The 14,772-nt window shown below is 59.9% G+C and carries 10 protein-coding genes; 7 read left to right on the forward strand and 3 right to left on the reverse strand.

The features are described 5' to 3' along the window. Positions 1 to 21: 21 nt before the first annotated feature. Positions 22 to 1,550 (reverse strand): IS3 family transposase gene (locus ACA055_RS13585; protein WP_497681942.1). Its coding sequence is split into 2 segments (ribosomal slippage): positions 22 to 1,109 and positions 1,109 to 1,550, totalling 1,530 coding nucleotides; the frame shifts between segments, so codons are not numbered across the junction. Between the two features lie 831 nt (positions 1,551 to 2,381). On the opposite strand from ACA055_RS13585, the gene ACA055_RS13590 reads away from it, so the two are divergent. Beyond that, a complete protein-coding gene (locus ACA055_RS13590; protein ID WP_497684100.1) occupies positions 2,382 to 3,449 on the forward strand; it encodes a WD40/YVTN/BNR-like repeat-containing protein in 1,068 nt (355 codons plus the stop codon). A 28-nt stretch (positions 3,450 to 3,477) separates the two neighbouring features. Beyond that, positions 3,478 to 5,862: an efflux RND transporter permease subunit gene (locus ACA055_RS13595; protein ID WP_497684101.1), complete on the forward strand. Its 2,385-nt coding sequence runs from the start codon at positions 3,478 to 3,480 to the stop codon at positions 5,860 to 5,862. Positions 5,863 to 6,039: 177 nt separating this feature from the next. On the opposite strand, the gene ACA055_RS13600 is transcribed toward ACA055_RS13595, so the two are convergent. Together ACA055_RS13600 and ACA055_RS13605 are read right to left on the reverse strand one after the other, a co-directional pair. After that, positions 6,040 to 6,759, reverse strand: coding sequence for a FadR/GntR family transcriptional regulator (locus ACA055_RS13600; RefSeq protein WP_497684102.1), 720 nt, complete (start codon positions 6,757 to 6,759; stop codon positions 6,040 to 6,042). Positions 6,760 to 6,962: 203 nt separating this feature from the next. Next, a complete protein-coding gene (locus ACA055_RS13605) occupies positions 6,963 to 8,699 on the reverse strand; it encodes an IlvD/Edd family dehydratase (RefSeq protein ID WP_497684103.1) in 1,737 nt (578 codons plus the stop codon). 193 nt (positions 8,700 to 8,892) lie between these two features. Here ACA055_RS13605 and ACA055_RS13610 point away from each other — a divergent pair, with 193 nt between their 5' ends. The 5 genes from ACA055_RS13610 to ACA055_RS13630 all read left to right on the forward strand — a co-directional run bounded on the left by ACA055_RS13610 (position 8,893) and on the right by ACA055_RS13630 (position 14,698). Beyond that, on the forward strand, positions 8,893 to 10,227 hold the full coding sequence (locus ACA055_RS13610; protein WP_497684104.1) for an MFS transporter: 1,335 nt from the start codon (positions 8,893 to 8,895) through the stop codon (positions 10,225 to 10,227). A 144-nt stretch (positions 10,228 to 10,371) separates the two neighbouring features. Next, positions 10,372 to 11,364, forward strand: a complete 993-nt coding sequence (gene araD1 / locus ACA055_RS13615; RefSeq protein WP_497684105.1) for an AraD1 family protein — start codon at positions 10,372 to 10,374, stop codon at positions 11,362 to 11,364. An 11-nt stretch (positions 11,365 to 11,375) separates the two neighbouring features. Continuing rightward, positions 11,376 to 12,956, forward strand: coding sequence for an aldehyde dehydrogenase (NADP(+)) (locus ACA055_RS13620; RefSeq protein ID WP_497684106.1), 1,581 nt, complete (start codon positions 11,376 to 11,378; stop codon positions 12,954 to 12,956). 283 nt (positions 12,957 to 13,239) lie between these two features. Beyond that, positions 13,240 to 13,536, forward strand: a complete 297-nt coding sequence (locus ACA055_RS13625) for a DUF5629 family protein (RefSeq protein ID WP_497684107.1) — start codon at positions 13,240 to 13,242, stop codon at positions 13,534 to 13,536. Continuing rightward, positions 13,529 to 14,698: a lactonase family protein gene (locus ACA055_RS13630; RefSeq protein ID WP_497684408.1), complete on the forward strand. Its 1,170-nt coding sequence runs from the start codon at positions 13,529 to 13,531 to the stop codon at positions 14,696 to 14,698. Before ACA055_RS13625 ends, ACA055_RS13630 begins: the two co-directional genes overlap by 8 nt. Positions 14,699 to 14,772: the final 74 nt, after the last annotated feature.

Raw genomic sequence — 14,772 nt, forward strand, 5'->3', positions numbered from 1 at the left:
GTCGCCTTAGTACAGCTGCGGCTAGCCCATTGCGCCCTTAACTTCAGGGCGCTCTGGGTTTAAATACACCGCATCTGCCAGCTTCCAGTTCCGTGTCCGAGTACTCCAGCGATTCGGATTAGCTTCCCTGGCATCTTCATAAAGTGCTGCTCTAGCTTGTAATAAAACCGTCGCTTTGCCTTCGTGACGTTCGTTCGGCGTCACATATTTCAAGGCGCTGTGGCGGTGATCTTCGTTGTACCATTCTATGAATTTCTGCACCCAAAGCCTTGCATCAGTGACCGTATCAAAAGGTTGATCCGGCCAGAGTGGGCAGTACTTGGCGGTGCGGAAAAGTGCCTCGGCATAGGCGTTATCGTTGCTCACCCTTGGCCGGCTAAAGGATGGCTCGACGCCCAGCGCAACCATACTTTCACGCAACAAAGAACCTCTCATCACGTGCCCGTTATCCGAGTGCAGCACCAGCGAACGACCCGCTGTGTGTTCACGTAAGCACCCCTTTCTGAGCAGTTCGCACGCGTGTTCGGCGCACTCCACCTCATGTACTTCATTGGCGACCAGCTTGCGGCTGTAAACATCCTTGACCATGTACCAGTAGAAAAACCGACCTCTGACGGTACTAGGCAACCAGGTGATATCCCAGCACCACACCTGATTGGGGCTGTCAGCGCGATGCGTCGTCAGCACCCTGCGTTTCGGGGCTTTGGTTCTGCCGCGACGCACGTTTTGATTGGCTGCTTTTAACACACGATAAAACGTCGACTCCGAGGCCAGGTAGATGCCTGCATCGGCCAGCTTAGGAACGATTTGGTGCGGGGTGAGGCTGGCGTAGCCAGCCTGATTGGCAGCATCAAGCACCGCTTGGCGTTCTGTCTCACTGAGCTTATTAGCCGGAGCTGCCCGTTGAGCCAGTCGTCGTCGATCACAGCCAGCGTGTCGCCAGCGTTGGACTGTGCGCAGGCTCAACCCCAACTCATTGCACGCTCGATATCGACGAGCGCCATTCAGCACCGCGTCTGCAATCAACTTCATGGCTTGCGTACGATCAGAGGCGTCGATCAGTCTTCCTTGTCCTTGCCCCAGATCGCATTGGCTTTTTTTCTGAGTTCCAGCAAAGCCTCCGCCTCAGCACGTCCAGCATCTGACCGGATCAACTGACGTTCCAACTCTTTAATCCGCCGTTGCTCGGCAGTTTTCTCTACGCTGGGTTTCAGATCAGCAAGAATATTGGCGTTTTGGCAGGTCTCGCGCCATTGACGGATTTGCTCCGGGTAGATGCCCTTGATCCGGCAGTATTGAGAGGTTTCCACCTCACTCAACGGTGCGGTTTCCATCACAGCGTTGAATTTATCGGCGCTGGACCATTGATCACTGGTCTTGCCGTTTCCCGGCACGATCAAACCTTTATCTCTAGCCATTTGTCTCCAGTTTCGCAGTGACTGAGGCGTGAGATTAAGCGCAACGGCGAGTTCCGCCACTGAGCGATTGAGGGGCGGCATCATTTGCAGAACGACCCAATCTTTGAAGTCTTCGTCATAGCGCTTGGACATTGCAAAACACCTTCGCCCTCTTGAATGAATGAGTCAATCAACAAGGGCGACAGGTAGCCTGACACGGAGGGAACGCCCCAAAAGGAACCAAAAGGTCTCGCCCCGAGCGTCCGGCCCCTCGCTAATGCTCGGCGTTCCTTCGCTCCGGTATCCATCTGGGGGCATTGCCCTCCGGTCTGCTTCGCTACGACCTACATGCAATGTGTTCGACTGCGTCGAACGGCGCTGTGCGCCAATCCCCAGATGAACACCTCCACTCAGCCTTCCGAAGGGGCGGGTAGATCAAGATCAACATCAAAAGCCATAGCAAAAGCCAAAGCCAGATCAAAAGGTCGCGGCCTCGCTTTTGCGGTGGACGCCCCCTCGAGAGACCGAGTGGAGGTTCTGCGCAGTGGGCAACCCGGCAAGTTTAGACTTGCCGAGGTTCTCGCCGGGCTGACCATCTCATTAGGGGCAAGAGCCCTTGGTTACTTGGGGCTCTTCCAAGTGACCCGCCGTAAGGGCGTAACCCTGACCCGCCGTTACCGCAGCAACGGATATGCACACCCATCACCGAACACCGAACACCGAACGACCATCACCGATCACCAAACCCCAATCACCCCACCTGATACCCAATCATTCAGCCTGCCCCCCATCCCCCCAGGTTAACAAAAGATAACGCGGCGTCGATTGTCAGACCTTTCCAAACACCGATAGGATAAGCCAGCTTCCGAAGGGGCTCTGGATTGCGGGTTTCAGGACTATGCTCCTAAACAGCCAATCCTGATGAGCACCCCTTGCGGGCCCTGAAAGGTTGAACGACCTAACAATAATAATGGGGGAAGGTCTATGAGTGAGCCTGTCATGGGTGTGGGTATTAGCCGCCCGCCGGCACTACGCAAATTCGCGTTGCTGGCTACAGCGCTCTCGCTGTTGGGTTGTGTCGTGCTGTCGGCACCTGTGCTGGCCGCCGCCGCGCCAGCATCCGACGTTGTTTATTCCGTTGAATCCGCCAGGGCCAGCAAAAGCCTGATGCTCGACGTCGTGCACGCCGGCAAGCGTCTGGTGGCGGTCGGGGATCGCGGGCACATTCTGTATTCCGATGACCAGGGCGCGACCTGGACCCAGGCCAAGGTACCGACCCGGCAACTGCTGACGTCGGTATTTTTTGTCGACGACAAATACGGCTGGGCCGTCGGCCATGACGCACAAATCCTCGCCAGCGAGGACGGCGGCGTCACCTGGACCAAGCAATTTGAAGACCTGACGCGCGAATCGCCGCTGCTCGATGTCTGGTTCCAGGACGTGAACAGCGGCTTTGCCGTGGGCGCCTACGGCGCGTTGATGGCAACCACCGACGGTGGCAAGCACTGGGAAGCCGTCAGCGACCGCCTGGACAACGAAGACCAGTTCCACCTCAACGCCATCGCGGCGGTCAAGGATGCCGGGCTGTTCATCGTCGGTGAGCAGGGCAGCATGTTCCGCTCCGCCGATTGGGGCCAGACCTGGGAGAAACTGGAAGGTCCGTACGAAGGTTCGCTGTTTGGTGTGATCGGCACCGCTCAGGCCAATACGCTGCTGGCCTATGGGCTGCGGGGCAATCTGTTTCGCTCCACCGATTTCGGCACCACCTGGGAGCCGGTCGAGTTGAAAGCCGCTCGTGGCACATTGGAGTTCGGCCTGTCCGGCGCCACGCTGCTCGACGACGGTTCCATCGTGATCGTCGGCAATGGCGGTTCGGTGATTCGCAGCAACGACGACGGCGAAACCTTCAGCGTGTTCAACCGTCCGGATCGCATTTCCGTCTCGGCGGTGACTGCGACGGGCGACGGCAAACTGATTCTGGCAGGACAGGGCGGGGTTCGCGTCACTTCGCCGACTGGCGCAGAGAATGGAAAAAATGGGTCGTCCAAATGAGCCGGGCAAATAATAAGAAGGCGGGTCTATGACATCCTTGAGCAGTCATCACCAAGACAAGGCGACGTTTCTTGAGCGCCTGATTTTCAACAACCGCCCGGCAGTGATCGTCATCTGCCTGCTGGTCAGTATTTTCCTGTTCTGGCAGGCGACGCTGATCCGGCCGTCCACCAGCTTCGAAAAAATGATTCCGCTGGAGCATCCATTCATTCAAAAGATGATGGAGCACCGCAACGATCTGGCGAACCTGGGCAACACGGTGCGGATCTCGGTGGAAGCCACCGACGGCGACATCTTCTCCAAGGAGTACATGGAGACCCTGCGTCAGATCAACGATGAAGTGTTCTACATTTCCGGTGTCGACCGTTCGGGCCTCAAGTCGCTGTGGAGTCCGAGCGTACGCTGGACCGAGGTAACGGAGGAGGGCTTCGCCGGTGGTGAAGTGATTCCCCAGAGCTACAACGGCTCCCAGCAAAGCCTCGATTTATTGCGCAACAACGTGCTCAAGTCCGGGCAGGTCGGGCGGTTGGTGGCCAACGACTTCAAGTCGAGCATCGTCGACATTCCGTTGCTGGAGTCCTACCCGGACCCGCAGGACCAGGGCAAGTTGCTGGCGCTGGACTACCGGAAATTCTCCCACGAGCTGGAAGAAAAGATCCGCGACAAGTTCGAAGCCCAGAACCCTAACGTACAGATCCACATCGTCGGTTTCGCCAAGAAGGTCGGTGACCTGATCGACGGACTGGTCATGGTGGTGATGTTCTTCGGCATCGCCTTTGTCATCACCCTGATCCTGTTGTACTGGTTCACCCACTGCATGCGCAGCACCGTGGCGGTGTTGAGTACGACGCTGGTGGCGGTGGTCTGGCAGCTCGGCTTGATGCACTTTTTCGGCTTCGGGCTTGATCCCTACTCGATGCTGGTGCCATTCCTGATCTTCGCCATCGGTATTTCCCACGGCGTGCAAAAGATCAACGGTATTGCCTTGCAGTCCAGTGAGGCGGACAACGCACTCACTGCCGCGCGGCGCACCTTCCGCCAACTGTTCCTGCCGGGGATGATCGCGATCCTCGCGGATGCGGTGGGTTTTATCACGCTGCTGATCATCGATATCGGTGTGATCCGTGAACTGGCCATTGGCGCGTCCATCGGCGTGGCGGTGATCGTGTTCACCAACCTGATCCTGCTGCCGGTAGCGATTTCCTACGTCGGCATCAGCAAACGCGCCGTCGAACGCAGCAAGAAAGACGCGACCCGCGAGCATCCGTTCTGGCGCCTGCTGTCGAACTTTGCCAGCCCGAAAGTTGCACCAATCTCCATTGCCCTGGCACTGATCGCCTTCGGTGGCGGCCTCTGGTACAGCCAGAACCTGAAAATCGGCGACCTTGACCAAGGCGCTCCGGAACTGCGTCCGGACTCGCGCTACAACAAGGACAACAACTTCATCATCAGCAACTACTCCACCAGTTCCGATGTGTTGGTGGTGATGGTCAAGACCAAGTCCGAAGGTTGCTCGCGCTACGAAGCCATGGCGCCGATCGACGAACTGATGTGGAAGATGCAGAACACCGAGGGCGTGCAGTCGGCGATTTCCCTGGTGACCGTGTCCAAGCAAATGATCAAGGGGATGAACGAAGGCAACCTGAAATGGGAAACCCTGTCGCGTAACCCGGATGTGCTGAACAACTCCATCGCCCGTGCCGATGGCCTGTACAACAACAGTTGCTCCCTGGCGCCGGTCCTGGTGTTCCTCAACGATCACAAGGCCGAAACGCTCGACCGCGCCGTTCATGCCGTGCAGGAGTTCGCCAAGGAAAACAACAAGGACGGTCTGGAGTTCATCCTTGCTGCGGGTAACGCCGGGATCGAGGCGGCCACCAACGAGGTGATCAAGGAATCCGAGCTGACCATCCTGATCCTGGTGTACATCTGCGTCGCGACCATGTGCATGATCACCTTCCGCTCCTGGGCGGCGACCCTGTGCATCGTGCTGCCGCTGGTGCTGACCTCGGTGCTCGGCAACGCCCTGATGGCATTCATGGGCATCGGCGTGAAAGTCGCGACCCTGCCAGTGGTGGCGCTCGGGGTGGGGATTGGCGTGGACTACGGGATCTACATCTACAGCCGTCTGGAAAGCTTCCTGCGTGCCGGCCTGCCGCTGCAAGAGGCGTATTACCAGACGCTGAAATCCACCGGTAAGGCCGTGTTGTTCACCGGTCTGTGCCTGGCCATCGGCGTGTGCACCTGGATCTTCTCGGCCATCAAGTTCCAGGCCGACATGGGCCTGATGCTGACCTTCATGCTGCTATGGAACATGTTCGGTGCACTGTGGCTGCTGCCAGCGCTGGCACGGTTCCTGATCAAACCGGAGAAACTGGCGGGGCAGAAGGGCAATTCGTTGTTTGCTCACTGATCGGTCGCTGAAACAAAAAAGCCGCAACCAAGGTTGCGGCTTTTTTACATCTCAAATTTCACACCAAACACCTGTGGGAGCGGGCTTGCTCGCGAAGGCGGTTGTACATTCTACATCTCTGGTGGCTGACACTTCGCCTTCGCGAGCAAGCCCGCTCCCACATTGGATTTGTGGTGGCTATGAGAGATCGGTACCGAGCACCACATTCAGCGCACTGCGCGCATCGTCGAGCTGTACCAGCGTCGCATGCCGCGCACCCAAGGCATCACGATTCTCGATCGCGGTGAGAATCGCCTTGTGCCGTGGCAACGCCAGTTCATGCAGGTTCGGCCGCTGGTTGGAATGCTTCAAGGCTTCGGCAATGGCTACCGACAGCATGTTGCAAAGATTCGCCAACAGGTCGTTGTGGGTCGCGTCGGCGATGCGGCTGTGGAAATCCAGGTCCGGTTGCAGCAAGGCTTCCGGCGTCGGAGCCGCTTCCATGCGTTGGTAGGCTTCACCGATGGAGGCGATGTCATCGTCCGTGGCGAACTGCGCCGCGAGGGCGGCCGCCGCCGGTTCGATGATGCTGCGCACGCTGGTCAGCAGGCTGAAAAATTCATTCTGCGGGCTGCTTTGCATCAGCCAGTGCAGCACGTCCGGGTCGAGCATGTGCCAATCCCGGCGCGGCTTGACCACAGTGCCGACCCGTGGACGGGAATACACCAGACCCTTGGCGACCAACACCCGAGTGGCTTCGCGCAGCACCGGCCGGCTGACCGCGTACTCCTCGCACAGCAGAGCCTCGGCGGGCAGTTTGTCGTCCGGCTTGAATCGTCCCGAAACGATCTGCATGCCCAGTTCCTGGACGATGCGCGAGTGCATGCTTTTGCGGTCGGAGGGTTTGCGGTAATCCATGGGGAACGGCGCGATCCTGTGCGATGAGGTGCGCGCATGATAACAGGCGCGGCGAGTGATGGTCGCTAGAGCTGGATTGTGAAGGAAACAGAGAACAAATGTGGGAGCGAGCTTGCTCGCGAAGGCGGAGTGTCAGACAACGAAGACGTTGAATGATAAACCGCCTTCGCGAGCAAGCCCGCTCCCACATTGGATGAGTGGAGTTAGTGAGAGTGGCGCGGCACCTCGGCGCCACGGCAGCCGACGAGGAAGTCAAAGTCGCAGCCCTGATCCGCTTGCAGCACATGGTCGATGTACAGCTGACGATAGCCACCCACGATCAACTGCTGTGGCGGTTGCAGGTCGGCCATGCGCGCTGCCAGTTCGGCGTCCGGAATGTCCAGGTGCAGACGGCCGTTGGCGCAATCGAGTTCGATCCAGTCGCCTTCTTTCACCGTCGCCAAAGGCCCGCCCGCCGCAGCTTCAGGCGCCACGTGCAGGACAACGGTGCCGTACGCCGTGCCGCTCATGCGTGCGTCGGAAATCCGCACCATGTCGGTCACGCCCTGGGCCAGCAGCTTGGCCGGCAAGCCCATGTTGCCGACTTCGGCCATACCCGGATAACCCTTCGGCCCGCAGTTTTTCATCACCAGAATCGAGTTGGCATCCACGTCCAGTTCCGGATCGTTGATTCGCGCCTTGTACATGTCGAAGTTCTCGAACACCACCGCACGCCCGCGATGCTGCATCAGTTCGGCACTGGCGGCGGACGGTTTGAGCACGGCACCAAGAGGGGCCAGGTTGCCGCGCAACACGCAGATGCCGCCGTCGGCGCGGATCGGGTTGTCGAGGGTGCGGATCACTTCGTCCTGGCCGTAGATCGGTGCGTCCTTGGTGTTCTCGCCGAGGGTTTTGCCGTTGACGGTCATGGCGTTCGGGTTGGGAATCAGATTGGCTTCACCGAGGCGACGCAACACCGCCGGCAGGCCGCCGGCGTAGTAGAACTCTTCCATCAGGAAGCGTCCGGACGGTTGCAGGTCGACGATGGTCGGCATGCCGCGACCGATGCGGGTCCAGTCGTCCAGGTCCAGTTCCACGCCGATCCGACCGGCGATGGCTTTCAAGTGGATCACCGCGTTGGTCGAACCGCCGATGGCGGCGTTCACGCGAATGGCGTTTTCAAACGCTTCTTTGGTGAGGATCTTCGACAGCTTCAAGTCTTCGCGAACCATCTCCACCGCGCGCATGCCGGACATGTGCGCCAACACATAACGGCGCGCGTCGACCGCAGGAATCGCCGCGTTGTGGGGCAGGGAAGTGCCCAGTGCTTCAGCCATGCAGGCCATGGTCGAGGCAGTGCCCATGGTGTTGCAGGTGCCCGCCGAACGGGACATGCCGCCCTCGGCCGCAAGGAAATCGTCGATGGTGATGGTGCCGGCCTTGACCTGTTCGCTGAGCTGCCACACCACCGTGCCCGAGCCAATATCCTGGCCCTTGTGTTTGCCGTTGAGCATTGGCCCACCGGTGACGACGATGGCCGGCACGTCGCAACTGGCGGCGCCCATCAGCAGCGCCGGGGTGGTTTTGTCGCAGCCGGTCAGCAACACCACGCCATCGATCGGGTTGCCGCGAATGGCTTCTTCAACGTCCATGCTCGCCAGGTTACGAGTGAGCATGGCGGTGGGGCGCAGGTTCGACTCGCCGTTGGAGAACACCGGGAATTCCACGGGAAAGCCCCCGGCCTCGATCACTCCGCGCTTGACGTGCTCCGCAATCTGGCGGAAATGCGCGTTGCACGGGGTCAGCTCCGACCAGGTGTTGCAAATGCCGATGATCGGCTTGCCATGGAACTGGTGGTCGGCGATGCCCTGATTCTTCATCCAGCTGCGGTACATGAAGCCGTTTTTGTCGGCGGTGCCAAACCATTGGGCGGAGCGCAGGGTGGGTTTTTTATCAGACATGATCGATTCTCTTATTGTATGACTATATTGTTCGAGCTGAGGCGTAACATAAGCGCAATTTCCACGGTTTGGAAGTGTTGTTGAGCAAATAGTATTACTATATAGTCGCGTTCAACGGAGGGATGGCCCTGGCGGTTTTCGGCGAGAGGCGTCCCCCGAGGTTCTATAACAACAACAATCGGAGACCGATCTCATGAGCCAGGAACTGCGGCTTATTCGTCGCATCACGCTGAAACTGATTCCTTTCCTGATCCTGCTGTACCTGATCGCCTATGTGGATCGCTCCGCCGTGGGGTTCGCCAAGCTGCACATGGGCGCCGACATCGGCCTGGGTGACGCGGCTTACGGCCTGGGCGCAGGGCTGTTCTTCATTGGCTACTTCCTGCTGGAGATCCCCAGCAACCTGATGCTTGACCGCTTTGGCGCGCGGCGCTGGTTCGCGCGGATCATGGTCACCTGGGGCGCCATCACCATCGGCATGGCGTTCGTCCAGGGCCCGAACAGCTTCTATGTGATGCGCTTTCTGCTGGGTGCGGCCGAAGCCGGGTTCTTCCCGGGCGTTCTGTACTACATCACCCAATGGTTCCCGGTTCGCCATCGCGGCAAGATCCTCGGGTTGTTCATCCTGTCCCAACCCATCGCGATGATGATCACCGGCCCGGTGTCCGGCGGTTTGCTTGGCATGGACGGCATTCTCGGTCTGCACGGCTGGCAGTGGCTGTTCATCGTCATCGGCATGCCGGCAATCCTGCTGACCTGGCCGGTGCTGCGCTGGTTGCCGGACGGTCCGCAGCAAGTGAAATGGATGTCCCAGGCTGAAAAGGACTGGCTCAGCGGCGAGTTGAAAAAGGACCTGGAAGCCTACGGCCAGACCCGCCACGGTAATCCGCTGCACGCCCTCAAGGACAAACGCGTCTTGCTACTGGCGTTGTTCTACCTGCCGGTGACGTTGAGCATTTATGGCCTGGGCCTGTGGTTGCCGACCTTGATCAAGCAGTTCGGCGGCAGCGATCTCACCACCGGGTTTGTGTCGTCGGTGCCCTACATCTTCGGGATTATCGGGTTGCTGATCATTCCGCGCAGTTCCGACCGCTTGAATGACCGCTACGGTCACCTGGCCGTGCTGTATGTGTTGGGTGCGATCGGCCTCTTCCTCAGCGCCTGGCTGACAGTGCCGGTGCTGCAACTGGCGGCATTGTGCCTGGTGGCATTCGCGCTGTTTTCCTGCACCGCGGTGTTCTGGACCTTGCCGGGTCGCTTCTTTGCCGGCGCCAGTGCGGCGGCGGGGATCGCCTTGATCAACTCGGTAGGCAACCTCGGTGGCTACATTGGTCCGTTCGTGATCGGTGCGCTGAAGGAATACACCGGCAATCTGGCATCGGGGCTGTATTTCTTGTCATGCGTGATGGTGTTCGGTCTGGTGCTGACCGGCGTCGTTTATCGCCTGCTGGAGCGCAAGCACGTGTTGTCGACCGAACAGTTTGCGGCGAGTGCTCGTGGTGCGACACGAACCCAGCCAGAGGGCTGACCCCAATCAAATGTGGGAGCGGGCTTGCTCGCGAAAGCGGTGTGTCAGCCAACTTCAATGTTGAATGTCCAATTGCATTCGCGAGCAAGCCCGCTCCCACATCAGTTTTGCGGAGTTTTCGAGATGTGTTTACAGGAGAAAATCATGCGTTTAGTTCAGTTCGAATTGAGTAACGGCGAGCGCCGCGTCGGCGTGGTCGAGGAGGGCCTGGTGCGCGAAGTCCAGGACGCGCGCACGGTCCGCGACCTGGCACTGGCGGCGATCGAGGCGGGCGTGAATCTGCAGCAACAGGTGAACACCCTGGGCCTGGGCATCAGCCACGACTATGCCGAACTGCTGGCCACGCTGCGCATCCTGCCGCCGCTGGATCACCCGGACCCGGCGCACTTGCTGGTCAGCGGTACCGGCCTGACCCATTTGGGCAGCGCGTCGGCCCGGGACAAAATGCATCAGCAGGCCGGCGACGAAGCCGCAATGACCGACACCATGCGCATTTTCAAGTGGGGCGTGGAGGGCGGTAAACCGGCGACCGGCCACGCGGGTGTGCAACCGGAATGGTTCTACAAAGGTGATGGCAGCATTGTCGTGCGCCCCGGACAACCGTTCCCGCTACCGCCGTTTGCCGAAGACGCCGGTGAAGAGCCGGAACTCAGCGGTCTGTATGTCATCGGCCACGACGGAAAGCCTTATCGCCTCGGTTTTGCCGTGGGCAACGAGTTCTCCGATCACGTGATGGAGCGCAAGAATTACCTCTATCTGGCCCATTCGAAACTGCGTAGTTGCAGCTATGGCCCGGAACTGCGGGTCGGCGAACTGCCGCAACACTTGGCCGGCACCAGTCGCATTTTGCGTGACGGTGAGGTGCTGTGGCAGAACGAATTCCTCAGTGGCGAAGCCAATATGTGCCACAGCCTGGAAAACCTCGAATACCACCATTTCAAGTACAGCCAGTTCCTGCGCCCGGGGGATGTGCACGTTCACTTCTTCGGTACCGCGACCCTGTCCTTCGCCGACGGCATCCGCACCCAGCCGGGTGATGTCTTCGAAATCAGCCAGGCCGAGTTCGGTGCGCCATTGATCAACGGCATCCAAACCGTCGAAGCCGCGTTCGAACCCGGCACCGTCGGCACCCTTTAAGGAGATACCCCATGAGCCAGATCCTTGGTCACAACTACATCGGCGGTCAGCGCAGCGCAGCCGGCACTATCATCGTCAACAGCGTTGATGCCAACACGGGCGAAACCTTACCCCATGATTTCTACCAGGCCACCGGGGAAGAAGTCGACGCCGCAGCCAACGCTGCCGCCACGGCTTACCCGGCCTATCGCAGCCTGAGTGCCGAGCGTCGGGCGCAGTTTCTCGAGGCCGTCGCCGATGAACTGGACGCCTTGGGTGATGAGTTCGTGGCCGTGGTCTGCCGGGAAACCGCATTGCCTGCCGCACGGATTCAAGGCGAGCGTGGTCGCACCAGCGGGCAGATGCGTCTGTTCGCCAAAGTCCTGCGTCGCGGTGATTTCTACGGGGCGCGGATCGACCAGGCTTTGCCCGAGCGCAAGCCGTTGCCGCGTCCTGATCTGCGTCAGTACCGCATCGGCCTCGGACCGGTCGCCGTGTTTGGCGCGAGTAATTTCCCCTTGGCGTTCTCGACTGCTGGCGGCGACACCGCTTCGGCACTGGCGGCGGGCTGTCCGGTGGTGTTCAAGGCGCACAGCGGCCACATGGCCACGGCCGAACTCGTCGCCGATGCAATCATCCGCGCCGCAGAAAAAACCGCGATGCCCGCGGGTGTGTTCAACATGATCTACGGTGGTGGGGTCGGCGAAGCGCTGGTCAAGCACCCGGCGATTCAGGCCGTTGGCTTCACCGGTTCGCTGAAAGGTGGTCGCGCGCTGTGCGACATGGCCGCAGCACGTGCGCAACCGATCCCGGTGTTTGCCGAGATGTCGAGCATCAACCCGGTGATCGTGTTGCCCCAGGCGCTCGCCGCACGTGCGGAAAGTGTCGCCCGCGACCTGACTGCTTCGGTGGTTCAGGGCTGTGGTCAGTTCTGCACCAATCCGGGCCTGGTGATCGGTATTCGCTCGCCGCAGTTCAGTGCGTTCGTGCAGCAGGTGGCCGGGCTGATGGCGGATCAACCGGCGCAAACCATGCTCAACGCCGGGACCTTGAGCAGCTATGGCAAGGGCTTGCAGAAACTCCTCGCACACCCGGGCATCGAGCATCTGGCGGGCAGCCCGCAGCAAGGCAGTCAGGCGCAGCCGCAATTGTTCAAGGCCGACGTCAGCCTGCTGATCAACGGCGATGAAGTGCTGCAAGAGGAAGTGTTCGGCCCGACCACGGTGTTCGTCGAAGTGGCGGATCAGGCGCAACTGAGTGCTGCGTTGAACGGCCTGCACGGGCAACTGACGGCGACCATCATTGGCGAACCGGCAGACTTCGCGCAGTACGGCGAGCTGACCGCGCTGCTGGAACAGAAGGTCGGGCGGATCCTGCTCAACGGCTATCCGACGGGGGTGGAAGTCTGCGATTCGATGGTGCATGGCGGGCCGTATCCGGCAACGTCCGATGCCCGAGGTACGTCGGTGGGCACATTGGCCATCGACCGTTTCCTGCGTCCGGTGTGCTTCCAGAACTACCCCGACAGTTTGCTGCCGGAGGCGTTGAAGAATGGCAACCCGTTGCGCATTCAGCGCCTGGTGGATGGCCAACCATCCCGCGACGCGCTCTAACGGTTCAACGCAAACCCTGTGGAAGCGGGCTTGCTCGCGAAGGCGGAGTGTCAGTCGACATTGATGTTGGATGTGATGGCCTCTTCGCGAGCAAGCCCGCTCCCACTTTTGTTCGGTGTCGTGCGCGAATGTTGTGATCGACACTGCTCCACTGTGGGAGCGGGCTTGCTCGCGAAGGCGGCCCGACAGTCAGCATGATGTTGGATGTGCCACCGTTTTCGCGGGCGAGGTCGCTTTCACATTGAGCTATCATTGCGTCTTTCCCATTCAAAGATTGACTGCCATGACTGCTGTAACCGACACCTTGCTCGCCACCCTCGAACACTGCGATATGGTGGAAATCGACGGGCTGCACGCCTTCGAATTCTCCCTCGATGAAGACGATAATCTGCACATCGAATGCATAGACGGCCGTGCGTCCAAGCACTGGGAGTTCACCCCGGCCGAAGTCGAGGCTGCGACCTTCGATCCAACCCTGCAAAGCTGGCTGCTCACCGGCAGTTCCGGTGAGCACCGGTTGGTGTGCATGACCGCGTTTCGCGGTGATGACGACGAGGAAGAAGCGAATGAGGATGCGTAATCTCTGGCCACTGTTGATCGCCGGCAGCGTCGGCGCGATGGGTTTTCAGGTCGCGTCGGCCGACGACTATCAGTTGCTGGTCGGTTCGTATACCGCTGGCCCGAGCCAGGGGATTTATCGCCTGAACTTCGATGCCACAACCGGGCAGATCGACGCGAAGCCGCTGCAAGTGATCAAGAGCGAAAACCCGTCCTGGCTGACCCTGTCCAAGGATCAGCAGCACCTGTTCGCAGTCAACGAAAACGGCCCGGGCCAGGCTGATCCGGTCGGGCGTGTCAGCAGTTATGCGGTCGATCCCAAAACCCATGCGCTGAGCCTGATCAATCAGGTGCAGAGCCTGGGCAACGAACCGACGCATTCAAGCTTCAGCGCCGATGCCAGCCACGTGTTCGTCAGCAACTATTCGGTGGCGGAAGATCCGGGTGGAACCCTGGCGGTATTGCCCGTGGGCGCCGACGGCATGCTTAAACCCGTGGTGCAAATGAGCAGCCATCCGTCCAGCCGGGTCAATCCCGAGCGGCAGATGTCGGCGCATGTGCATTCGACGGTCTCGTCCCCAGACGGCCAGTACGTGTTTTCCAATGACCTGGGCTCTGACAAGATCTTTGTCTATCGCTTCGATCCCAAGGCCAACCCGGACCTGCCGTTGACCGCAGCCACCCCCGCATCCGTTCAGTTGCCACCCGGCAGCGGACCACGGCATCTGCTGTTCAGCGCCGATAGCAAGCACGCCTGGTTGACCATGGAAATGAGCGCGCAGGTCGCCGTGTTCGATTACAAGGACGGCAAGCTTACGCAAACGCAGATGGTCGACCTGGCGGCGGGCCAGCCCGCTTCGGACAAGGCGGCCGCTGCGCTTCACGCCTCAGCCGATGGCAAGTTCCTCTACGTCAGCAACCGTGGCACGGCCAATCAGTTGCTGGTGTTCGCCATCGACCCTGCGACCGGCCACCTCAAGGAGCTGCAGCGTCGCGCGGTGGAGGGTGACCACCCCCGGGAGTTCAGTCTCGACCCGAGTGGCAAGTTCTTGTTGATCGCCGCCCAGAAGAGCAACCAGATTGTCGTCGTCGAGCGCGATACCAAGAGTGGTCTGCTGGGTAAAACCGTGCAGAAATTGCCGATGGAAGCCCCGAGCGATCTCAAGTTCCTGGTGCGTCAATAGGCCGCAGGCCCCGGTTGATGGGGCCTGCATCCTTCTATTAATGACGCTGATATCTGCTACTGCTACAAAAGATT

It is taken from the genome of Pseudomonas sp. LBUM1657, from assembly GCF_059716075.1.

Bases quoted from the DNA above. Each gene is read 5' to 3' on its own strand.
- ACA055_RS13590 (WP_497684100.1), top strand. From the start codon at position 2,382: ATGAGTGAGCCTGTCATGGGTGTGGGTATTAGCCGCCCGCCGGCACTA.
- ACA055_RS13595 (WP_497684101.1), top strand. From the start codon at position 3,478: ATGACATCCTTGAGCAGTCATCACCAAGACAAGGCGACGTTTCTTGAG.
- ACA055_RS13600 (WP_497684102.1), bottom strand. From the start codon at position 6,759: ATGGATTACCGCAAACCCTCCGACCGCAAAAGCATGCACTCGCGCATC.
- ACA055_RS13605 (WP_497684103.1), bottom strand. From the start codon at position 8,699: ATGTCTGATAAAAAACCCACCCTGCGCTCCGCCCAATGGTTTGGCACC.
- ACA055_RS13610 (WP_497684104.1), top strand. From the start codon at position 8,893: ATGAGCCAGGAACTGCGGCTTATTCGTCGCATCACGCTGAAACTGATT.
- araD1 (WP_497684105.1), top strand. From the start codon at position 10,372: ATGCGTTTAGTTCAGTTCGAATTGAGTAACGGCGAGCGCCGCGTCGGC.
- ACA055_RS13620 (WP_497684106.1), top strand. From the start codon at position 11,376: ATGAGCCAGATCCTTGGTCACAACTACATCGGCGGTCAGCGCAGCGCA.
- ACA055_RS13625 (WP_497684107.1), top strand. From the start codon at position 13,240: ATGACTGCTGTAACCGACACCTTGCTCGCCACCCTCGAACACTGCGAT.
- ACA055_RS13630 (WP_497684408.1), top strand. From the start codon at position 13,529: ATGCGTAATCTCTGGCCACTGTTGATCGCCGGCAGCGTCGGCGCGATG.